Here is a 22,451-nt window from a genome sequence, read left to right as displayed (position 1 = left end):
AAAGCAAAAATAGGAAAATTGACGAAGAGTCGCTAAGACTCTAGGAAATTTTATCTTTTTTGCACAGCTCTTAGGGCGTGTTCAATTATCAAGATACAAAGCCCGTTAAAAACGCAAAAGGAAAATAGGGGACTGACTGACGAATCGCCAGATTCTAAGTCAGGACATCTTTTTCCCGCAGCGTTTAGGCCGTGTTCAGTTCATCAAGATACAAAGCCCGTTAAAAACGCAAAAAGAAAATGACGGTAAGTCCGAAATCTTCGATTTCGCAGACGCACCCCTGCCAAAACGACTAGAAGGGTGCGGTCGACTGTTAAGGCGACAAAGCCTTCAGACGGCTACGGCTGACGGTAAGTCCGAAATCTTCGATTTCGCAGACGCACCTCTGCCAAAACGACTAGAAGGGTGCAGTCGACTGCTAAGGCGACAAAGCCTCCAGACGTTTACGGCTGACGGTAACTAAGTAACGACACAAATTTCCAGCCCCTCACTCTCCCTTTCTGAGTTCGGGCTGAAATCATCCACTGGATGATTTCACTGCAAAGAGCTTAGCCCGTGTTCAGTTCAACAGCAGTACCTTTTCTTATATTATAACGAAAACGGTTCCATGGCGCAATTTTTGAACTGTCCTCGCAGCTGATTAAAAAATGATTTAAATAAAAAAAGGCCCACCTCTATGATATAAAGCAATCATAGAGGTGGACCCGTTTTATAAGTTTTAAAAAATGTTTTAGTTAAGACTGTCAGCTTCTTCTTTTTCTTCAATAACGAATTGGCTCAGAAGTCCGTTAACAAATTTTGCTGATGTCTTATCAGAGTACTTTTTGGCTATTTCGATAATTTCATTAACCGCTACACGGTCTGGTGTTTCACTGAAATATTTGATTTCATACAAGCCTAAACGCAGCAAGGTTTTATCAGTCAGTGTCAGACGCTCCAGAGACCAGCCTGATTTTAAATGCTGGCTGATTATCCGATCCAAGTCTGTTTGGTAAGTGAGGACCCCTGTAACAAGGTCGGAAAGAAAAGCAGGAATCTCCTGGCTTCCCTGATCCTTATCATAGCCGTAAGCAAACTGCATAGCTCCTAAAGAATCGCCGCCCAATTCTAAGCTGAATAAGGTCTGAAATGCGCGTTCACGCAAGTCACGGCGCGAATTTTCAAATGTATTAGTCATCTAAGAAATCCTCTTCAAACAGAGACTTCATATCCGGCTTTGCTGTCTTCTCAGTTACCATTCCTTGCACATGGATATTAACCGAAGAAACAATGACATCTGCCATTTCATAAACAGCAGCTTTAACAGCTTTTTGAACCGCCATTGCCACTTCCGGAACAGATACACCGTACTGCAAATAGACATAGATATCGGTGTTAATCGTGCCGTCCTCTTCGGTCTGCAGATAAACACCTTTGCTTAAGGTCGCTTTACTGAGCCTATCCGTTACGACTTTATTGTGGAGCGAGTGAACGCCTTCAACTTTAGTTGCAGCAATTCCGGTAATCACTTCGAGCACTCTGGGAGAGATAACAATATCACCAATATTTTCAGTTGTCATAGTAGTCCTTTCTATAGCTACGGGTCAAAGGCTTAGGCACGCGAAACATAAGTCCCTTCCGCTGTATTAATGATTAATTTTTGTCCTTCTTCAATGAAGTCCGGCACATTGACAACAAGCCCGGTTTCCAGAGTGGCAGGTTTGCCTGAACCTGTTACAGTAGCTCCTTTGATTGACGGCTGTGTCTCAGTTACGGTCAATTCAACAGTTGTCGGTACCGTTATGCCGATAACCTCCGTCCCGTAAAACTGGATTTTGACTTCCGAATTTTCAAGAATATAGAGCAATTCCTGCTCAATATTAGCAACCGGAATTTCGTACTGCTCATAATTTTCAGTATCCATGAAAAAGGCTGTGCTGTCCATTTGGTAGAGATACTGTGCAGAACGAGTCTCAATAATAGCCTGCTCAAATTTTTCTTCCGGACGGTAAGTCGTATCAAAAGTTGAACCTGTCCGTACATCACGCAGTTTCATGCGCATAACAGTGTTGCCCTTACCAGGTTTGTGGTGGCTGGCCTCAAGGACCTTTAATAATTTATTGTCTGTCGTTTCAAAAGTCATCCCAGCTTTGAGCTTGCTTGCTTCAATCATTCTTCTTACCTCTTATAAATAGTTATCAACTCATTCTATCATAAAATAAGCAGGGGCTCAAATTTTTTTCTGATTCACTACTGGTCCGAGCCATTCCCCAGCTTAAGTTCCGGCACATCATGCTGTACATAGGGGACATGTTTCGCCTTCAATAGTTCAATAGCAAATGGATGCGGATTGTAATTGGCCTTATAAGTAATCTTCTTTATCCCGGCCTGTAAAAGTGCCTTTGTACAGTTAATACACGGAAAATGGGTAACATAAATCTCTGTATTGTTAGTTGAGATCCCCTCTTTAGCACACTGAATCAGGGCATTCATTTCCGCATGCACAGTCCGAATACAATGGCCGTCATCCATTTGGTGCCCCACTTCGTTACAATTGTCAGTTTCTGAAACACCACCATTATAGCCGGTAGCAATAATCCGATTATTTTTAACCAAAACGGCCCCCACGAACGCGCGGTCACAAGTTGAACGCTTGGAAATCAGTTCCGCATTCGCCATAAAATAATCCTGCCAAGATAAACGTTGATCTTTAACCATAAACACACTCCACAAAGACATATCCCCATTAAAAGAACAAAACAAAAATGACGGTAAGTCCGAAATCTGCGATTTCGCAGACGCACCTCTGCCAAGACGACTAGAAGGGTGCAGGCGGCTCCTAAGACGGCAAAGCCTTCAGACGGCTACGGCTGACGGTAAGTCCGAAATCTGCGATTTCGCAGACGCACCTCTGCCAGAACGACTAGGGAGTGGGACAGAACCCCAGACCACAAAGTTCGTTGTCCCACCCCCGCAAAGCCTAGTAGGCATTTTAAAGCTTTGAAAAAGCGAATAAAGTGCCACTAGGCTACTGCGTCTTGCAAATAACACCATAACAAACATTAAGATCTATTTTTAAAATCGTCCTTCAGTCGTTTACGGCTGACGGTTAGCCGAGAAAAGAGGCACAGGACCTCAGCCATAAAATTCTCTCACCTCTAGGATTAAGCAGACAGCAGCTTTGGGATTCTTCTTTTTGTAGAATTCTTAGCTATGCCAGCTGCTCAGCTTTCTCTTTTAGCTCTGTGGGCTAAACAAATTTTTAAGACAATATCAGCAGCTCCTTGGGCGATTCTGTCAGAACCTCACAGCCATCTTCAGTTATTAGAAGGTCATCTTCAATACGGACACCGTACTTATTATCAAGGTAAATCCCCGGCTCATCTGTTACAACCATACCTGCTCTAAGTATTCCGTCAGTCCCGCTGAAATAAGGGAGTTCATGAACATCAAGACCAATACCATGCCCGATACCATGTGTAAAATCCTGACCGAATCCCGCTTGTTCAATAACTTCACGCGGAATACTGTCAAAATCACGGTAACTGAGACCAGCTTTCGCTGTTCTTATAAGCGCTTGATTAGCGCGCAAAACGGTATCATAAATCTCACCTTCTTCATCTGTCGCCGGACCAATATGAACAGTGCGAGTCATATCGCTGACATAATGATTGTAGTAACAGCCAAAATCCAAAGTCAGCATTTCCCCGTTTTGAATCACCTTTTCAGTGGCTGTCCCATGCGGCATAGCCGATCGGCAGCCTGAGGCTGCTATCGTGGTAAAAGAAAGACCGGAAGCCCCGTACTTCCGCATTCTAAAGTCTAAAAAGTTAGCAAGATCCCATTCCGTTGTCACTCCCGGCTTAATAAAATCCAAAACATCAGCAAAGGCTTGATCGGTAATGCGGCAGGCCATTCGAATCGCAGCTATTTCCTTGGGATCTTTGACAAGGCGCAGCTCTTCTGTAAAATCAGCCAGCGCAACCAAGTCGATTCCTGCAAAATAGGTCTGAAGCTTCTGGTAATAGGCAAAAGTTACTTGGTGATCAAATCCCAGACGAACAAGCCGATCAGCTTTCACTATCTCAGCAATCTCTGCCAGTGGCCGGCGACTTTCAATAATTTCAAATCCCGATACAGTATTTTGAGCTGCTAAAACGTATCTGGCATCAGTCAGAAAAAGCCGGCGGTTTTTAGAGATAAAAACCGTTGCTTCAGTCCCAGAAAAGCCTGTTAAATAATAAATATTCAGCAAATCAGTGACTAAAAAGCCATCAAGATCCGACTGAGCAAGTTTTCGCTCAAAATTGAGGATTCTTTGCTCCATAAAAACTCCTCGTTCATCATATAGCTTTCCTTTATTCTATCATGATTTCAGCAGTAATTCTAGGAAAACAGGCAAAAGAAAAGAACTCATAGTGAGTTCTAAAAAACATTGGCAATGCGCTTAGTATATCCCTAAAGCTTGCTTAACTTTAGAGATACCGTCATCTAAATCAAATGCAAACTGAATATTATTCTTGGCTTGCTGAATTCCAAAATCCGATACTTGATAACTTGGTACAGAGAGGCTTCTGCTCTCGAATGTATTAGAAACCGTAAACGTATAATCTCCGTTCCACTCCTTATCAATTTGCAGTGTTATTATCGTTCTCACCTCCTTTAAAACAAGATACAATGCCTATTAAGAAACCTGTATGAAAATGATGGTAAGTCCGAAATCTCTGATTTGGCAGACCTACCTCTGTCAAGACAACTAGAAAGCTGTTGTCGGCCGCTAGGACAACAAAACTTTCAGACGGCTACAGCTAGATAAATGAGAAGTCAGCACTGATGGCGCATCTCTTTTTACAACTTTAGGCTATTCTCCATTTCTAAATCATCTGTCTATTTTTCAAACAGTCCTTTTGCCCACTCTTCTGACAGAGCGTTTTCTTTTAAAACTTTTTCCTGCCAGATTCCACTGTAATAAATACCGCCATTCCGAGCAGAATTTTTATGATGGCCACGGAGATTATCTGGAGACAGAGCGTCAATCTCCTTCCAAACAGAACGAGTCCCCCCAGGCATAGTAAGGATTTTATTTTCTGAAAGCTGAAATACTCCTGAGCCACTAAGCTGTTTATTAAAGCTTAGGCTTTCACTTGCTAAATAAAGCATATTGGTAGTTTTCTCAGCACGAAAACTGTGAGAATGCGGATGCCAAGGATAGGCGGTCTGCAATTTCTCGGACTGATTAATCATGTCACCAATTTGCAGGTAACCGTAAATGACATTTAAATCTGGGGCATCCTTTTTAAATCTCAACGTCCCAGCCTTTAAATCCCCTTCAGTTTGTCTAAACCAGCCAAAGAATAAAAACAGGTCACCAAGTCCAACCTGCTGATTCCTTAAAAAACCTTGGGCTGAGTTAATTTGCCCAAAAGCCGGCTGCCAGTCTGGTATCGGTATTTTCCGGGCCTGTTTCCGAATATCCGGGTCAAGATGGCAGTGAGAATGGTTAAATTCATCTTCTTTTCCCCGCAACTGTCTCAAAATATCAGCATAAGTGACACCTTCATATTCCAGCTCATCAAAGGTCAGAAAATCATTCTTAGTAGGTATCGGCATTGATAATAAGGTTCCATCAGGCAAGATAGGACTTGGGAAACCCCCGTTTGATTTGTCAAACCCTTTTCTTGACAATATAATCTTCATTGTTTTTCTCCTTTACTAATCAAGCTATAGAGGTGTTGCTAAAATTCATTATAAAAGTATATTTACTGATAATAACTCATAAGTCCTCCTAGCTTTCATGAATGTAAATAGGGTAGTAAGGCAAATCCACAACATGTTCTTCTTCCGACTGGAAAATAGTTTTAATAAAATCTAAAAGTTCCTGTGTCTCTTTCGGACGTTCATCAGAATAATATAAACCATTTTTGGGATTCCAGCGGGGCATTTTCTTTCCGCTTAACATAGCCCGACTGCCATTAGGAAACAATTCGATAATATGCTGAGGCAATACCTTCGGTGATTTCCCAAAATATCTGAACTCATTAGATACAATGACAGCTTCTTGCATAGAAGGTGAAAATGCTAAATTATCCTGATCCGCTTCCCATTGGTAATTATAGGCATCCCGCCGATTCTTAGAAATGGGTGATCGTAAATATTCAGTTTTCGTCATGATGTCTGTTATTTTTGCTGTAAAAATCAAGCCGTTGTATTTAGGACTGATAAAATGTTTCCTAGCGACATCTGTTTTACGGCCGCCATCATCAGAATGACCTGCAACTGCCATAATATAAGCATCAATTTCCTTATTCTTTATCTTGTCTGCCCAGTGCTTCTTAAGATTGGCTCGAATCGCTTTCATACAGCCGCCTTCGGTTAACAATTCAGGTGTAGGCTGATAATCCATAGTAAAAGTACAAGGATTGACACCATAGTCATGTGTCATGCGATAACAATAGATAAGTGTTTGTGCTGCCTTCATTGCTTCTCCTTTTGAATGCGCTTACACAACGGCTTCTAAAATAACAGCTAAATACTTTGTACTTACTGTTTTTGCCGCTAGAAAGGCTTGGCTGTAAAGTCAAGCCTTGATATAGGTAGTATATCAAGCAATTTGTCAAGAAAAAAAGGTAAAAAACGCAAAAAAATCCGGCTGAGCTGCCGGATCTGCGCTTATTTTAATTTTGTTTGGAGATACTGGCCTGTAAAGCTTTCTGTGATTTGTGCGACTTCTTCCGGAGTGCCTGTAGCAACGACAGTTCCGCCTCCGACACCGCCTTCCGGACCTAAATCTATAATGTGGTCAGCTGTCTTAATCACATCAAGATTGTGTTCAATGACAAGAACGGTGTTGCCGTCGTCCACAAAACGCTCAAGAACCTTAAGGAGACGTTTAATATCGTCCGTGTGGAGACCTGTTGTCGGTTCATCTAAGATATAGAGGCTCTTGCCCGTTGAGCGTTTATGGAGTTCAGAGGCCAGTTTCATACGCTGTGCTTCTCCTCCTGAAAGGGTTGTTGCAGGCTGTCCCAATGTGACATAACCCAGTCCGACATCCTTAATCGTCTGCAGTTTGCGGGCAATTTTAGGAATGGGAGCAAAGAAATCAACAGCATCATTGACGGTCATATCGAGGATTTGGGCAATGTTTTTTTCCTTGTAGTGAACTTCCAAAGTCTCGCTGTTATAACGGGTCCCATGGCAGACTTCGCAGGGAACATAAACATCCGGCAAAAAATGCATCTCAATCTTGATGATTCCGTCACCGGAACAGGCCTCGCAGCGGCCTCCCTTAACATTGAAAGAAAAGCGTCCCTTCTTGTAGCCGCGGATTTTAGCTTCATTTGTTTTGGCAAATAAATCCCGAATATCGTCAAAAACTCCAGTATAGGTGGCAGGATTGGAACGCGGAGTCCGGCCAATAGGACTTTGATCGATATCAATCAGACGTTCTAAGTGCTCAATCCCTGTTATTGACCGGTATTTACCAGGTTTAGCCGAGTTGCGGTTCAATTTTTGGGCAACAGCTTTTTTGAGAATCCCGTTAACTAGGGTAGATTTACCTGAACCGGATACACCGGTCACCGCGATAAATTTCCCCAGGGGAAAACGGACATCTAAATTTTGCAGATTGTTTTCGGCCGCTCCTTTAATCTCAAGGAAACGCCCATTGCCTGCACGCCGCTCTGAAGGAACGGCAATGGCCTGTTTACCTGACAGGTACTGACCGGTAATGGAAGCCTTGCTTTTAGCAACTTGCTTGGGTGTCCCTGAAGCTACAATTTCACCGCCAAAATCACCCGCACCCGGACCAACATCAATAAGCCAGTCTGCCTGCATCATGGTGTCTTCATCATGTTCAACCACAATCAGGGTATTGCCTAAGTCCCGCATTTTTTTCAGGCTTGAAAGCAGGCGGTCATTGTCGCGCTGGTGCAGGCCTATTGAAGGTTCGTCAAGGATATAGAGAACTCCGGATAAGTTGGAGCCGATTTGAGTGGCCAGACGAATCCGCTGGCTTTCACCGCCTGAGAGGGTCCCAGCAGAACGCGAAAGCGTCAGGTAGTTCAGGCCGACATTATGCAGAAAAGTCAAGCGATCCTTGATTTCCTTAACAATTGGAGCAGCAATGGTTTTTTCAGTCTCCGACAGTTCAATACGGTTCAGCAATTCCAAATGATCAGCAATAGATAAGTCAGAAACTTCACCAATATTCAGACCTTTCTGACCGCCGACCCGGACACTAAGAGCCTGTTCATTCAGACGGTAGCCGCCGCAAGTCACACAAGGCAGCTCGTTCATATAACCGCGCATAACATTGCGGGTGAAATCACTGGCTGTTTCATGATAGCGCCGGTCAATATTATGAACGACTCCTTCAAAAGGCAAATCAAGGTCACGCTCACCGCCAAAATCATTGATATAATGGAAATGAAACTCCCGCTCACCAGAACCATAAAGAATGATGTTTTGATCATCCTCTGATAAATCAGCAAAAGGGGTATCCATATCGATACCAAAAGCAGTCATAGCCTGCTCCAGCATAGCCGGGTAATACTGAGAAGAAATGGGGTTCCAGGGAGCCAGAGCTCCCTCACGCAGCGTTTTGCTTTTGTCGGGGACAACTAAATCCAAGTCCACTTCTAGCCTGCTTCCCAGCCCATCACAGGTCGGGCAGGAACCAAAAGGAGCGTTGAAAGAGAAGAGTCTGGGTTCTAGTTCCGGTACTGTAAAACCACAGACCGGGCAGGAGTAATGCTCTGAAAAAAGCAGCTCACTGCCGTCCATCGTATCAATGATAACATAACCGTCGGCTAAACGCAGGGCGGCCTCGATGGAATCGAAGAGGCGGCTTCGTATACCTTCTTTGTTAACCAGTCGGTCAACGACGATTTCTATATTATGGAGTTTACTTTTTGATAAGTCGGGAACTTCTGCAATATCAAAGATTTCCCCGTCAACACGAACACGAACATAGCCATCCTTTTGTATTCTGGCAAAAACAGTTTTATGCTGGCCTTTTTTTCGGCGGACAACAGGGGCTAATATCTGCATCCGAGTCCGTTCCGGCAGCTGCAGAATCTGGTCTGTAATCTGTTCGACAGATGAAGCAGTAATTGCACCATGACCATTAATACAGTAAGGCACCCCTACACGCGCATAGAGCAGACGCAGATAATCATTAATCTCCGTTGCTGTTCCTACTGTCGAGCGAGGATTTTTACTGGTCGTTTTCTGGTCAATAGAAATAGCCGGACTAAGCCCGTCAATTGAGTCAACATCCGGTTTTTCCATATTCCCGAGGAACTGCCGGGCATAGGCCGACAGACTTTCAACATAGCGGCGCTGGCCTTCCGCATAAATGGTATCAAAGGCCAAACTTGATTTTCCTGAACCGGAAAGACCGGTCACAACCACCAGTTTATCACGCGGTATTTCAACATCAATGTTTTTTAAATTATGGGCTCTGGCCCCGTGTATTACCAATTTATCCTGCATAATTTCTGTATGCTTTTTTGAAAACATACCCTCCTATCTAACTGTCTGTATTATTATATCAAAAATTTATCGTAATCTCTTGCCCCAAAATTCAACAATTATAGTATAATAGAACAGTGTGCTTCAGTTGATAACAAGCAGTACAGGGCTGGCTGCTGTTACTATTTGATAAAACAGCAGGCTTTGCCTCCCTGTACGGCCTTCTTTTCTGCTTGGTTTAAAGCTGTCAGCACGGTATCTTACTTCGAAGGAGGGCTTGTCATGAAGCAAATGTTTCTTTCAACAGCATTGGAATTCAAAGAAATTGAAAGTTTCGAGCCGGGTGCTTGGATTAATCTGGTCAACCCCTCCCAGGAAGAGTCAAGTCAGCTGGCTGAACAGTTCCACATTGACATCTCTGATTTACGGGCTCCGCTTGACGTAGAAGAGACCTCCCGTATTTCTGTCGAAGACAATTATACCATTATTATTGTTGACGTCCCAACCTATGAAGAGCGCAATAATAAGAGCTACTATGTTACGATTCCTTTAGGTATCATTGTAACCAAAAACGCTGTTATTACGACCTGTTTGGAAGAACTGACACTCTTTGATCATTTTTACAACCGACGGGTGCGCAACTTCTATACTTTTATGAAGACCCGTTTTGTCTTTCAACTCCTATACCGCAACGCCGAACTCTATCTGGCAGCCCTGCGGACGATTGACAGGCAAAGCGATAAAATTGAGGCTCAGCTGGAAGGTGCGACTCGGAACGAACAGCTGATTGATATGATGGAACTGGAGAAATCTATTGTCTATTTAAAGGCTTCGCTTAAATTTAACGAGCGTATCGTCAAAAAACTCTCCAGCAGTACCAGCAGCCTCAAAAAATATATCGAAGACGAAGACCTTCTGGAAGATACTTTGATCGAAACACAGCAGGCGATTGAGATGGCAGGGATTTATGAAAATGTCTTAAATGCCATGACTGAAACCACTGCTTCAATTATCAATAATAACCAGAATACCATTATGAAAACGCTGGCTCTGATGACAATGGCGCTGGATATTCCTACAGTTATCTTTTCCGCCTACGGCATGAACTTTAAAAACAATTGGCTGCCTTTAAACGGTTTGGAACACGCATTTTGGTATATCGTTTTAATCGCTTCAATAATGAGCGCTATCGTTGTTGTCTATTTCATCAGAAAAAAATGGTTTTAAATCAGACTGACTGAAGCCTTCGCATTAAGCAGCTGTCCCAATCAGGACTAAACTTGATGGAACTAAACACGGCTCTGTATCTTAATTTAAGGAGAAATCATGGATCAAGAAATACTATCACAATTGACCAGAAAAAACCAAGAATTTATCCGCATTGCTATGCGCCAGCTTACGGAAGATGGCAAAACAGAAACTGAAACCCAAGCCATTCTTAAAGAAGTTCTGCCGGAAATACTGGAAAATCAGAAAAATGGTATCCCGGCTCGCTCTTTCCTCGGTTCGCCGACAGTCTGGGCTTCTGCCTTTTCCCCTGAAAAAAGGAGCTCCGGCAGCACTGCAGCAGACCAGCAAGAAAAAAATACCAATCCATGGCTGATGTGGCTAGATACATCCCTGCTTTTTCTGGGAATCGTGGCACTGCTTAATGGTATCCTTATGCTCTTCAACAGCAATACGGCAGCTACAGGCCTCTTTTCACTGATAACACTGGGATTCGGAGCCGGCGCTGTTATGTACGCCACCTACCACTTTCTTTACCGGCATATGGGCAAAGAAAAGAGCCAGCGCCCGGGACGGCTCAAAACCTTCTTTATCTTGGGCGCTGCTATGCTGGCCTTTGTGCTTATTTATTCTGCCACCGCCCTCCTGCCGGCCAGTCTCAACCCACAGCTCCCTTGGTATGCTTTAGTTGTTCTTGGAGGCGTATCACTTGCTGTACGCTTCTATCTTAAACGAAAATATAATATTTTAAACGCCTTAACCGCCCAGCAAGAACGGCCTTAACTCTCAAAAAAGAGAGGCTGGGAACAGAGAAGCGCTTTTCAGCGAAAATTTTACATTCCTGCTGCAAACTGGGGGGCGGTCAATTATGATAAGTGAGATTAAAATCAGGATACCGCCGAAATCTGATTTTAATCTCACTCTTTTTTTATAAAAAAACAGCTTATAAGCAGATAGCTTATAAGCTGTTTAGTTACTATCAAATAAGAGGTTTAGTCTTCATTGACAAAAGGCATCAAAGCCATAACACGTGCACGTTTGATAGCTGTAGTGACTTTACGCTGATTCTTAGCTGATGTGCCTGTTACCCGGCGCGGAAGAATTTTACCGCGCTCTGAAACAAAGCGGCTGAGTAATTCAGTATCTTTATAATCAACGTATTCAATTTTGTTAGCTGCGATGTAATCAACTTTTTTACGGCGTTTAAAACCGCCGCGGCGTTGTTGAGCCATATCATTTCTCCTTTACTAAGATACAAAGCCCGTTTAAAACGCAAGGTAAAAATAGGAGACTGACCAATGAGCCACTAAAAACTCAGGGAAAGTCTATACTCATAGATTAGCCACATTTCTAGGTCAGCCTGCGCTTCCTTCGACTGCAGCTTTTTTTTTTTACACAGCGCTTGGGGCCTATTTATTTTGATATTAAGGTTAGAGAATAAACAGAAAACCAGAGGCACTAAAGCAGTCAGGTGCTCTCAGGCAGTAATACAGTAATACCGCTTATCTGCTTTTCTCTAGAATGGCAGGTCATCATCAGAGATATCCAAGGGGTTTGAATTTCCGAAAGGACTCTCATCTCTGCCAAAATTTGGGGTTTGATTCTGTGAAGGCTGCTGAGCGCTGCCTTGTGGTGAACCGCCAAAAGACTGGTTCCCGCCTGAAGACTGATAATTACCTGTATTAGCGCCTTCGCGCGCAGCACGGCTTTCTAATATTTGAAAGTTATCAGCAACAACTTCCGTCACATAAACACGCTGACCCTGTTGATTTTCATAATTACGGGTCTGAATTCGGCCTGTAATTCCAAGCAAAGTCCCCTTTTTAGCCCAATTAGCTAAATTTTCTGCGGCCTGCCGCCAAATGACAATGTTAATGAAATCAGCTTCACGCTCTCCGGCCTGATTTTTAAAATTGCGATTGACTGCCAAAGTAAAAGTTGCCACAGCCTGATTGCTTGGGGTGTAGCGTAATTCTGCGTCACGGGTCATGCGTCCCACAAGTACGACATTATTAATCATAAGTTACCTTCTTCTTAAGCGTCTAATTTAACGACCATATGGCGAAGAATGTCATCATTAATTTTAGCCAGACGGTCAAACTCATTAAGAGCAGCAGCGTCATTCGCTTCAAGATTAACGATATGGTAAAGCCCTTCATGAAAATCTTGGATTTCATATGCCAGACGGCGTTTTTCCCAATCTTTTGATTCAGCAACAACAGCGCCGTTGTCTGTTAAGATGGTATCAAAACGCGCTACCAAAGCATTTTTAGCTTCTTCTTCAATGTTTGGACGAATAATATAAAGAATTTCGTATTTAGCCATTGATTTGTTCCTCCTTTTGGACTAGTGACCCGCGGTTCTCCCGCGAGTAAGTGAGGGATACTCACGAAACATTATTATACAGGAATTTTAGTCTAAATGCAAGTGAAATTCAAACGGTTTTGGCATGGCCTGCTCCCTTTTTTAACAAAAAAGAAGCAATATGGCAAAGCCTGTTGCTTGTAAGCTTCTGTTTTTCTGCTATACTAATGCTATCAAGAAAGAGGTAGCCTATGATTGACAAAAATATAAAACTGCTGCGAAAAAAACAAAACCTGTCCCAGGAGCGTCTGGCAGAAAAAATCGGTGTTTCAAGACAGACAGTGGCCAAATGGGAAGCAGGAAGCAGCCTGCCTGATGTCCTCTCCTGCGCCAAATTGGCAGAATGCTTCGATGTCAGTATGGAAGATTTGTTGCATTTGGATCCTGCGCTTTTAGCTCTGCCTCAGCAAAAGGGGAAGTATATTTTTGGCAGCGTGACCGTCCAGAAGGATGGTTCTGTCTCTTTGCCGGCAAGAGCCAGAAAACAGTTTGCCATTAAGCCAGGCGACGATTTACTCCTAATTGGCGATACTGACAGAGGTTTAGCCTTAGTCAATGTTGATTTCTTTTTAGAAGGCTATCAGTCCCTCAAAGCTAAAAACAATAAATAAAATAGAACAGTTGAGCTGCCAAGGCAGGTTCAGCCTAAAAGGGAGCAAAAAATGAAAAAGAAAAGGAAAAGAATGCTTATCATCATTAGTTGTTTTTTAATCACTGCCGGAATAGGGTTAGCTTTTTACGCCTACCGCAACATGACCTATGAGCAAAAGACAACCAAACGGATTAAGGAAGCTCAGTTTAAGGAAAAGCAAGCCCATTTGCCGGATGGTTCCATCCTCAACTACGGGGAAGGTCCTGATAAAGGGGAGCCCTTGGTTTTACTGCACGGTCAGCAGGTGTCCTGGGAAGATTATGCCAAAGTACTGGGAGAACTCTCGCAGCGCTATCATATCTATGCAGTTGACTACTACGGACACGGCGGCTCCAGCAAAGATCCGGCAAAATACTCGGCAGTAGCTATCGGCCAGGATATCGCTTGGTTTATTGATACTGTTATTCAAGAGCCTGTGCTGATTTCCGGACATTCTTCCGGCGGTCTGATTGCCGCTTGGGTAGCGGCTAATGAGCCGGATGCGGTTAAAGGGCTGCTGATTGAAGACGCCCCCTTCTTTTCAACCGAAAAAGGCCGGGCAGAGTCAACTTTTGCCTGGCTGGGCTTCAAAGATATGGCTGACTTTCTAGCAAGCAAAGAGGTGAACTTTACACGCTATTCATTAGAGCATTCTTATATGGCAGAACTGTTTGGCAGCCAAGAAATCTTCGATAAGCTTGTCAAAAATCCAGCTCTCCGCTATATGAAGAAACATCCTCAGACCATCCCTAAAATATGGTATTACCCTCCTGAACTGAAAATCAACGAAATCTACACTTTAACTGCTAACTTACAGGACGGTACAGGCGAGTATGATCTGCAGTTCGGACTTACTTTTTATGATTTTTCCTGGTTTAATGGCTATAATCAGGAAGAGACGCTTAAAAACATTCAGTGCCCCTCTGTTTTGCTGCATGCTGCAAAACCTGCCAACATGGAAGATTATTATGATGATAACGGTATCCTTCTCAGTGCCATGGACGATGAGGATGCTAAGCGCGTTGACAGCTTACTGAGGCAGAATACCTTTATCAACCATATCAAAAGCGGCCACGACATTCATGCTGAGAAACCTGAAGTTTTTATTAAAGCTGTCGATCAACTGGCCTTACTGACAGCTGATTAAAGCTGCTGAAAAACCGCTTTATAAAGGCAGCAAAGGCGAAAAAGACAGTGACAAAACGCCGTCTTAAACTAAAAAGGCCCTATAACCTCTGCAGTGGGATCTACTGCAGAGGTTATAGGGCCTTTTTGGGTGTAGAAAAAATTTCATATAATTTATAATGAAAAAGCGTCAAAACTATCATTTTAGAAAGACTCATACAAAAGTAATTCGATTTTATCACAAACTTTCTTGGATTAAAAATCCCAGCATGGCGAATTAATCCTGTATTTAGATTTTTCCGACAATGTGCCTGAGAAACCAACTCTTAGTGAACTGGGTTTAGGTTCTTAGACCGCAAACAAGGCCTCTTTTTAAAATCGGCAACTCTAATAATGAAAACGAGGCAAAAAGTTCTTGTAAACCCATGATAATTTTTTAAACCGTCCAACTCACCAAAAGGTGCTTCCGCTCCTTTAATTCCAGGAAAAGCAAAACCTGTCATAGTTAAAAAAACATGCTAAAATTCAGTCCACTCACTGTCGCAGTTCAATGATAAAATTCTTTCAAATCACTTCTAATCTGGTCCGCAATCTAATAGCTCAAGAGCTTCTAATTGGCCTTCTTCTGCGATTGACAGTGATTTCTGGACAACGGTAGACTTGACGACATTCAGCATAAAGATTAAAGCTCTCAGCTGTCTTTATCCAAACTTGGCATGTACGCCGTCTTTTCGAGAATATGCAATTCTTGTCTAAATCGGTAATTGGAACTAGTGGTCATTAAGCTAGCATCAGGATATTTCCCTAGAATCTCCCTAACATTAGCTAAACCAATTCCTCTTTCTTCACCTTTACTGGATTCGCCGTAATTAAATATTGATTTAGTATCAGTTTTATCCAATTTTGTTGCATTATCAATAATCAGAATAGTCTGATCTGCCTCTTTAAAGTAAGCAAACAAAAAACTTGGTTCCTCTGCTTTTAAAGAAGCTTCAATAGCATTATCTAATAGAATTGAAAGGATAGTAATGATATCCAGTAATTCCATATTAGGTACTCCAATCGGCTCAATAATCTCAACTGTCACATCAATGCCAGCATGCTGAGCCTGACTCAGTTTTGCAAATAAAATACTTTTTAATGCTTCATCCTTGATATTCGCCAAATTAGCCATATCGTATTTGGCATCATAAAACTTTTTATCCGAATCCTCTAAAATAGATTCATAAATTTGCTTAATCATGGGCAGATCACCATTATTTATAGACTGAGAAAGACTAACTAAAATATTAGTATAATCGTGTCTAAAGCTACGGATTTCCCGATAAAGCGATTCTACATGTTGACTATATTCTGACAGAGATTTCAATTGTCGTTCTTTTGAACGGCGCAATTCCTTGTCCAGCTGATCCTTGACCCTAAAATTAACATAAATAATGGCTGCAATAAAGAATAAAAGGTAAAAGCGAGTCACATCAATGCTGAACTTATAATTGGGAACTTCAAGTGAGAATTGGGATTGATTATTCCAAACCATCAAAGGATTAATAGCCACACAGTATACCAGAAGGAAGGCATTAATGATATAAACAGTTACCTGATACATCTTGCCCTTAAAAATGATATCAATATTTTCAAAATCAACCTGCATGATCCGAATAAATAGGAAGTAAACAGGTAGAAATACGAGAAGAGAGAATAAGCTAAAGATAAAATCATCGCTAGAGGTGTTCGCATTGAAAACGAACAAGTGTTTTACCATAAAAATCCCTGTTATTCGCTGAAATAAATCCACCAACACAATCGGGACTAAGCCATAAAAGAGATACTGAGAAGGTTTCCATCTGGGCCGTAAAATAAAGATAAGTATAAGGACAAGATAAAATGATTCAATGAATGGCCCCAGTCCTTGTGAAATCCAAGTCAAAACAAGGATACCGGTCAGAATAATCAAAATCTTTTTTAATCCTATTTTCAGACCGCTTATTTTACTGAATACAAATAATTTGATCAGCCAGTCGACTAGGATGATTAACCCACTATATATACTACCCGCCACTATTTATTTCTCCACTCTTTCAATCAGCCCTTTTAGTTTCAGCTTAGAGACAAAACAAGTCTCATCACCTTCAAAATAAATCATATGATTAGACCGGTCAATGCGGACAATATTTTCAGGATTAACTACATAAGCACGGTGACTTTGGTATAGTCGTTCATCCGATTTAGCGATTTCGGATACTTTCCCATAAAATTCTAATTGCCCTGTCTTTGTGTAGAGAATAACCTTATGAACAGTTGTTGAGGTTTCAAAAAAAAGGACATCTGAAAAAGGAACCTGAACATGTGAATGCTTATTCTTAAAGATAAAGGCATCTTCTCCGACAGTACGCCCCATATTCTCATAAGCATGAACCAATACTGAAACGATAGCTTCTTGAAATTCTTCTTCAGGCAGTCCCTTATCAATGAAATCCAGTGCTGAAACACGGTATTTATAGGTTACAGGCATAAATTCTGAATGTGTTGACACAAAAACAATAACAGCATTAGGATCTTTTAAACGAATTTCGCGAGCAATCTCCATTCCTTTTTGATCTTCCCCTTTGATTTCAATATCAAGAAAAAATAACTGATGATTCCCTTTCTCAGTAATTGCATCTAGCAGTTGTTGGGGTTTCCCATATATTTCTAAATGTCTGTACTTTAAATTTTTTGAAGCAGCACTTTGCTTAATGATATTTTCTAAACGAGTTTGTTGTAAATAGTCATCCTCTAATATAAATATATTTAACATAATACCTCTCTCCAAAAGCAATACACATTAATTTTTAGACTTTAACTCCATTTGTGACAAAAAAAAGCCTATTTATTATATTTGCAACCCTAGCCCTTTGATTATTTTATAATATTATTAAAAACGGAAAGGAAGCATAGTGATTTATCTCATTCAGCCCTTATTTTACAAGACAGACTTAGAAATCATTATCCAAGATTATTTAAAACAAAAATATCCAAGTCATCGCTTAGTAATTTCCCACCATATAGATTTTCCTTTACTTAGTAAAGTTAATTTATTCTTCATCATCCATGACTCTACACTAAAAGATTGGGATGGCATTCAACAATCAAAATATATCCGTTTTAGTTCTAACAGCTACTCAAATCAGATTATTTTAGTCGCTGATCAGCTCAATTATACGATGATTTTCAGAACCCACATAAGCTTTCTGGGGGTCATAAGCAGCAAAGAACTCGATAAAAATGAAATATGCCAATACATTGATGATTACATGTCTTATCAATCTAACATCTTCTGAAAAAAATAAGATTAGGCCTCTTTTATATGGCCCAATTACTTTTTTATCATATCACAACATAATAAAGTCTTCAATGTTAAAGAAGTGCTTTAGACATCAAATACATAAACAAAAAATAATTTTGTAATCTTCTTGAAACGTGCACAATAAAAGCTAACCATGATTGCGCAATCATGGTTAGCTTTTATTGTGTTTAAGAAAAATAATCGCTTTTGCGCATTTCCCAACAAGCAATTCTCTCTATGGCTTTTATTACAAAAGCAATGCCGCTTTTGATTTAAGTACAGAGAAAGGTGCCTTGAAATAAGAAAACAAAATAGCAAATCTAGGTGTTTGCGGGAACGACAGAAAGTCTATTCTAATGGTAAAGCAGTCGATTTTTGCTGCAATGAACAAGAGCAAGGTATGGTGATTGAACCTTTGACAGCCTGGGATAGATAGACTGTTTCAGGTGGCTGCTCAGAACTTAAAGAGCTGAAAAACTCCTTCAGATTCACTAAGAATTCTTGATAGATAGTTTCATTCACTTTTTAACTTGCTTCTTGCAATTCAGACAGGAAATGATTGTAGAGGCTGCTACGCTGGGTTAATTGCTGGTGCTCCCCAAAATCTGAAACAGAACCATTCTTATTTAAAACCAGAATATAATCAGCTTCTCTAATCGTATTTAAGCGGTGAGCGATCGTCAACCGGGTCTTTCCTGCTGTGAATTTATCAATTGCCTTACTAATGATGCTCTCTGTAACACTATCAAGACTGGCTGTTACCTCATCTAAAAGATAGATAGGGTGGTCCACTAGAAAAGCTCTGGCAATGTTAAAGCGCTGCTTTTGTTCTTCTGAAAGTCCCGTACCACTATCTGATATCCCAGTATCAATACCCTTTTCCAATTCATCAATTAGCCGAGATAGATCAAGTTGCTCAAGAATTTCTTGTAAACGTTCTTCCGAAACGCTACTATTTTTACCATAAAGCAAGTTTTCACGGATTGTGCCATGAAATAAGGTATTATCTTGAGGGATGTAAGAAATCATTTGACGGACCTGGCTGGGTGATAAATTCTTCAACTCCTGCTGACCAATTTGGATACTTCCCTGGTAATCTTGGTAGAATTTCATTAACAAGGAAAAGATGGTCGATTTCCCTGCCCCGCTGGGACCAACAATGGCAACATGCTTGCCCGAAGGAATTTGAACAGACAAATTATTCAAAATATTATCCGTATCATAAGCGAAATTGACTCCGCTCATGTTAATAGCTGTATTCTCAAGACCAAATTTATCCTCACAATAATCGTCTTTAGCTAATTTCAGAACTTCCATCAAACGGTTTGAGACACTCTTAAACTCGCTAATTTCAGTCGCACCTTCCGAAATATCTGATATTGGGTCAATCATCTGCGTAAGATAAAGAACAAAAGTCATCAATGAACTCATGGTCATTGCCCCCTTAGCCACTTCACCACCAGCCAGAACCAGAATCAGGATAATGAATCCCATCATTAGGCTGCTGATTAGGGTGTTTTGGAAGGAAGACCAACCGATAATTTTTTTATAATTTGCAGTCAGACGGTCGAAAGATTTCCCCATTTCCCTTGCTTCACTACGCTCCCCTCGAAAAGCCTTCATAAGACGGATGTGAACAAACTTATGACTGATGCGGCTAGAAATTTCCCCAACTCCAGTTTGGTAATTGTTATAGTAGGATTCTAATCGAGCATTGATAGGAACAATAATCAATAGCAAGACTGGGACAATAACTAAACTAATCAGAGTCATTGAGGGACTGATTGTGAATAAAAAATAAATTGAACCAGCAATAATAATGAAATTTAATAATAAATTTGGGATGACAGCTGTGATGAAATTGAGAACAATAGACATGTCATTTGTCAGACGACTGGCCAAGTCACCAGACTGATAGGTATCCAACTCCTGAACCGATGTTTTTAAAAGGTGATCATAGATGTATTTTTGAATTTTATTTAAGGCTTGGCTACCACATGTACCTACTAAATAGGATGAGGTTGCCCGAATAACATAAACAGAAATGAAAAATAGAACCATCCCGGCTAACAAATTTGGCTGGGAGCTGATTTCTGTTAAAAATTTTACATCTAATAATCTACCAATTAGCTGCGGCAACAAAAGACCTAAATTTGTTCCTATCAAACTCAGAACAAAACCTAAAATAAATTTTGGCTTGTTGAGGAAGTTAATCAGCAGCTTGAACAATTGATTTGTTATCATTAAAACTCCAAATTTTTAAATGTTTCAATACTAAAATAATTACAAATGACAGTATAGAGAGCAGTAACAGATACTGAACCCACCAAAGGAATCCAAATATCACTGATGCCTTTGAAAAACTGGTTGTAACCATTTGGGAAGATCATAGCAATAGGGCCACCGATGATGGAAGTGACGGCCATCGTTAGAGAGAGAGCAATGGAGACTCCCATAGTTGCCCCTGTTCCAAAGCGTAGAGAAAGAAATGCTGCTGCGGCAATGGACAAGATCCCCTTAAGAAAGATCACCAATAGATTAATGATGACATAGAGGGTACTGTAGAGATTGTCAGACCCAAAGCGGCTGCTGCCAAAATCCATGTTAACAACACGACTGTAATGAACAAACATGCTTACCGCAAGGAATAAAATGAAGTAGAGTACCAAGATAAGAACTAGGCTGAAAAATTTCGATAGAAAAATCGATTTACGATTGATATCCTTATATAAAAACATGGTATGATCATCTGTCTCGCGTTTAAAGACTGAAATGGTTAAAAAATACAGGGCTAAAGTTGGTAATATCATTGCATCTATTGAATTGAGCATCATATCAGCAAAGTCGAGGTAGCCAACTTGAACACCCTGTCCAACATCAATTTGCATAAAGTTTGATGACCCAAAGAACGATGCAACATAGTAAATCAAAGGGTAGAGGGCGAAAACCAAGAATATTTTGGTTTCCTTGCGCTTCCAAACTGATTCTAATACTGCTGAAAAAATGCCTTTCATAGACTTATCCTTTCATAAAAACATCTTTAAGATGATTCTCTTTAATTTCAATACTTTCAATGAGACGACAGTTCCCAAGATTTGACCAAACTGTATTCAAGGTCTCCTTATCAGCGGCAGTCGAAATCTCTAATTGCTGATTGTTGTTCAATTTGACAGATTCTGATAAGAGTGCCTGCAAGGGCTCTAAGTCAGCCCCTTCTGTCAAGTGGACAACAACACTTTGAGCTTCCTGTCCTAAGAATGAATCAGCTAGCTGCCCAGCATCAATGTAAATATAACGGTCACATAACGCCTCTAATTCTCCCAATTGGTGACTGGAAATCAGCATGGAGATTTGACGTTCGCTTGACCATTTTTTGAGAATATCAATGAGTTTTTGAACTCCGATTGGATCCAGACCAACAAAAGGTTCATCAAGAATAAGGAAGTCAGGTTCAGCCACCATAGCAATTGCCAAGGCTGTCCGTTGCTTCATCCCAAATGAGAAGCCTTTGGGTTTACGATTCCGAGCATCCCAAAGTTCAACGATTTTCAAAGTACTTTCAATATTAGAATATAAATCTTGTTTACCGTGTAACTTGAGGTAAAATTTTAAATTATCGATAACAGACATTTCCGGATAGAAGACAGGATCAATCATAATCCCAAAATCATCCAATACATTGTCACGACTGTTAATATCTTCTTTTTTATAAGTAATGGCTCCAGATGTTGGCTTCAAAGATTTTGCCATCAATTTCATCAGGGTTGATTTCCCTGCACCATTTTTACCAATTAGACCAACAATCTCTCCTTTTTCAATTTCCATACTGACATCTTTGAGAGAATAAAAATCGTTCCCTGAGAATTTTTTTGAAATCTTTTCAACCTTAAGCATGTTGAACTCCTTTATTTCTAGATACTGATGATTTTGCGATAAAATATGCTGCTAATGAAACACCATAGAAAACTAATGCAACAAAGATAAGTTGTGAAGCAGCAAGCGGTGTTTTTGTAATTTCCATACTCACACTGCTGTTTGCTACGCTATTGACTTCAACAAATTTTGACCAAACACCTGAAGATGAGGACAAATAAGTAAGACCGATATAGTATAATAAGGATAAGGTTGGACAAACCACACTTGCAATCAATTTTTGCTTGTCATTCTTTTGCACTTTTGTCACTAGAAAATTAAGTAGAAGCGGCAAGACATAGACCAGCAAAGCAAAGCTCGAAGCGGATAATGCTAGTAAGAAATGCGATCCAGCTAATGTCAGAATGATATAGATAATTGCAGCGATGAATAATAGTGTCATAATGAGACCTC

The 22,451-nt window shown here is 40.8% G+C and carries 23 protein-coding genes; 5 read left to right on the top strand and 18 right to left on the bottom strand.

Features of this window, described 5'->3' with window-relative positions; all coding sequences use genetic code 11:
* Nucleotides 1-730: 730 nt before the first annotated feature.
* The 9 genes from nusB to uvrA form a co-directional block, all read right to left on the bottom strand.
* A complete protein-coding gene (gene nusB, locus A0O21_RS00825) occupies nucleotides 731-1,177 on the bottom strand; it encodes a transcription antitermination factor NusB (RefSeq protein WP_067060102.1) in 447 nt (148 codons plus the stop codon).
* Complete coding sequence (locus A0O21_RS00820; RefSeq protein WP_067060100.1) at nucleotides 1,170-1,559, bottom strand: Asp23/Gls24 family envelope stress response protein; 390 nt, start codon at nucleotides 1,557-1,559, stop codon at nucleotides 1,170-1,172. The genes nusB and A0O21_RS00820 overlap by 8 nt, the downstream gene beginning before the upstream one ends.
* Before the next feature lie 32 nt (nucleotides 1,560-1,591).
* On the bottom strand, nucleotides 1,592-2,152 hold the full coding sequence (efp, locus tag A0O21_RS00815) for an elongation factor P (RefSeq protein WP_067060098.1): 561 nt from the start codon (nucleotides 2,150-2,152) through the stop codon (nucleotides 1,592-1,594).
* Between the two features lie 77 nt (nucleotides 2,153-2,229).
* A complete protein-coding gene (locus tag A0O21_RS00810) occupies nucleotides 2,230-2,697 on the bottom strand; it encodes a deoxycytidylate deaminase (RefSeq protein WP_067060096.1) in 468 nt (155 codons plus the stop codon).
* Between the two features lie 544 nt (nucleotides 2,698-3,241).
* Nucleotides 3,242-4,306, bottom strand: coding sequence for a M24 family metallopeptidase (locus tag A0O21_RS00805; RefSeq protein WP_067060094.1), 1,065 nt, complete (start codon nucleotides 4,304-4,306; stop codon nucleotides 3,242-3,244).
* Nucleotides 4,307-4,426: 120 nt separating this feature from the next.
* On the bottom strand, nucleotides 4,427-4,636 hold the full coding sequence (locus A0O21_RS00800; protein WP_067060092.1) for a hypothetical protein: 210 nt from the start codon (nucleotides 4,634-4,636) through the stop codon (nucleotides 4,427-4,429).
* Between the two features lie 230 nt (nucleotides 4,637-4,866).
* Nucleotides 4,867-5,676 (bottom strand): Nmad3 family putative nucleotide modification protein, encoded by an 810-nt coding sequence (locus A0O21_RS00795; protein WP_067060091.1) that lies wholly within the window; start codon nucleotides 5,674-5,676, stop codon nucleotides 4,867-4,869.
* Nucleotides 5,677-5,764: 88 nt separating this feature from the next.
* Nucleotides 5,765-6,457 (bottom strand): hypothetical protein, encoded by a 693-nt coding sequence (locus A0O21_RS00790; RefSeq protein WP_227806876.1) that lies wholly within the window; start codon nucleotides 6,455-6,457, stop codon nucleotides 5,765-5,767.
* Between the two features lie 191 nt (nucleotides 6,458-6,648).
* Nucleotides 6,649-9,474: an excinuclease ABC subunit UvrA gene (uvrA, locus tag A0O21_RS00785; protein WP_067064994.1), complete on the bottom strand. Its 2,826-nt coding sequence runs from the start codon at nucleotides 9,472-9,474 to the stop codon at nucleotides 6,649-6,651.
* 261 nt (nucleotides 9,475-9,735) lie between these two features.
* Between uvrA and A0O21_RS00780 the strand changes: the two genes are divergently transcribed.
* Nucleotides 9,736-10,680 carry a magnesium transporter CorA family protein gene (locus A0O21_RS00780; RefSeq protein ID WP_067060088.1) on the top strand — a complete coding sequence of 315 codons (945 nt, stop codon included), beginning with the start codon at nucleotides 9,736-9,738 and terminating at the stop codon, nucleotides 10,678-10,680.
* A 99-nt stretch (nucleotides 10,681-10,779) separates the two neighbouring features.
* A complete protein-coding gene (locus tag A0O21_RS00775) occupies nucleotides 10,780-11,463 on the top strand; it encodes a DUF1129 domain-containing protein (RefSeq protein WP_067060087.1) in 684 nt (227 codons plus the stop codon).
* Between the two features lie 209 nt (nucleotides 11,464-11,672).
* On the opposite strand, the gene rpsR is transcribed toward A0O21_RS00775, so the two are convergent.
* The 3 genes from rpsR to rpsF all read right to left on the bottom strand — a co-directional run bounded on the left by rpsR (nucleotide 11,673) and on the right by rpsF (nucleotide 13,005).
* On the bottom strand, nucleotides 11,673-11,912 hold the full coding sequence (rpsR, locus tag A0O21_RS00770) for a 30S ribosomal protein S18 (protein WP_000068664.1): 240 nt from the start codon (nucleotides 11,910-11,912) through the stop codon (nucleotides 11,673-11,675).
* A gap of 284 nt (nucleotides 11,913-12,196) precedes the next feature.
* Entirely contained in the window at nucleotides 12,197-12,700 is a 504-nt protein-coding gene (locus A0O21_RS00765) for a single-stranded DNA-binding protein (protein ID WP_067060085.1), read from the bottom strand.
* 14 nt (nucleotides 12,701-12,714) lie between these two features.
* On the bottom strand, nucleotides 12,715-13,005 hold the full coding sequence (rpsF, locus tag A0O21_RS00760) for a 30S ribosomal protein S6 (RefSeq protein WP_067060083.1): 291 nt from the start codon (nucleotides 13,003-13,005) through the stop codon (nucleotides 12,715-12,717).
* A 230-nt stretch (nucleotides 13,006-13,235) separates the two neighbouring features.
* Between rpsF and A0O21_RS00755 the strand changes: the two genes are divergently transcribed.
* On the top strand, nucleotides 13,236-13,655 hold the full coding sequence (locus tag A0O21_RS00755) for a helix-turn-helix domain-containing protein (protein WP_067060081.1): 420 nt from the start codon (nucleotides 13,236-13,238) through the stop codon (nucleotides 13,653-13,655).
* Between the two features lie 51 nt (nucleotides 13,656-13,706).
* Entirely contained in the window at nucleotides 13,707-14,822 is a 1,116-nt protein-coding gene (locus A0O21_RS00750; protein WP_173644624.1) for an alpha/beta fold hydrolase, read from the top strand.
* 669 nt (nucleotides 14,823-15,491) lie between these two features.
* On the opposite strand, the gene A0O21_RS00745 is transcribed toward A0O21_RS00750, so the two are convergent.
* Together A0O21_RS00745 and A0O21_RS00740 are read right to left on the bottom strand one after the other, a co-directional pair.
* Complete coding sequence (locus A0O21_RS00745; protein WP_067060079.1) at nucleotides 15,492-16,859, bottom strand: sensor histidine kinase; 1,368 nt, start codon at nucleotides 16,857-16,859, stop codon at nucleotides 15,492-15,494.
* Between the two features lie 3 nt (nucleotides 16,860-16,862).
* Nucleotides 16,863-17,597 (bottom strand): response regulator transcription factor, encoded by a 735-nt coding sequence (locus A0O21_RS00740; RefSeq protein ID WP_067060077.1) that lies wholly within the window; start codon nucleotides 17,595-17,597, stop codon nucleotides 16,863-16,865.
* Nucleotides 17,598-17,736: 139 nt separating this feature from the next.
* Here A0O21_RS00740 and A0O21_RS00735 point away from each other — a divergent pair, with 139 nt between their 5' ends.
* The gene (locus tag A0O21_RS00735) at nucleotides 17,737-18,120 is read left to right on the top strand and encodes a hypothetical protein (RefSeq protein ID WP_067060075.1); all 384 of its coding nucleotides are present in this window, start codon (nucleotides 17,737-17,739) and stop codon (nucleotides 18,118-18,120) included.
* A 530-nt stretch (nucleotides 18,121-18,650) separates the two neighbouring features.
* Here A0O21_RS00735 and A0O21_RS00730 read toward each other — a convergent pair.
* The 4 genes from A0O21_RS00730 to A0O21_RS00715 are packed head-to-tail and all read right to left on the bottom strand — an operon-like array spanning nucleotide 18,651 to nucleotide 22,440.
* Nucleotides 18,651-20,366: an ABC transporter ATP-binding protein gene (locus A0O21_RS00730; protein WP_099092230.1), complete on the bottom strand. Its 1,716-nt coding sequence runs from the start codon at nucleotides 20,364-20,366 to the stop codon at nucleotides 18,651-18,653.
* A gap of 2 nt (nucleotides 20,367-20,368) precedes the next feature.
* Nucleotides 20,369-21,139, bottom strand: a complete 771-nt coding sequence (locus A0O21_RS00725; protein WP_067060071.1) for an ABC-2 family transporter permease — start codon at nucleotides 21,137-21,139, stop codon at nucleotides 20,369-20,371.
* Between the two features lie 4 nt (nucleotides 21,140-21,143).
* Nucleotides 21,144-22,019, bottom strand: coding sequence for an ABC transporter ATP-binding protein (locus A0O21_RS00720; protein ID WP_067060069.1), 876 nt, complete (start codon nucleotides 22,017-22,019; stop codon nucleotides 21,144-21,146).
* Complete coding sequence (locus A0O21_RS00715; protein ID WP_067060067.1) at nucleotides 22,012-22,440, bottom strand: Msa family membrane protein; 429 nt, start codon at nucleotides 22,438-22,440, stop codon at nucleotides 22,012-22,014. The genes A0O21_RS00720 and A0O21_RS00715 overlap by 8 nt, the downstream gene beginning before the upstream one ends.
* Between the last annotated feature and the right edge of the window lie 11 nt (nucleotides 22,441-22,451).

The sequence above is a fragment of the Streptococcus pantholopis genome (genome assembly GCF_001642085.1).
GTDB lineage: Bacteria > Bacillota > Bacilli > Lactobacillales > Streptococcaceae > Streptococcus > Streptococcus pantholopis.
The sequence above is the reverse complement of the archived record's forward strand: the minus strand, read 5'-3'. Positions and strand labels throughout refer to the sequence as shown.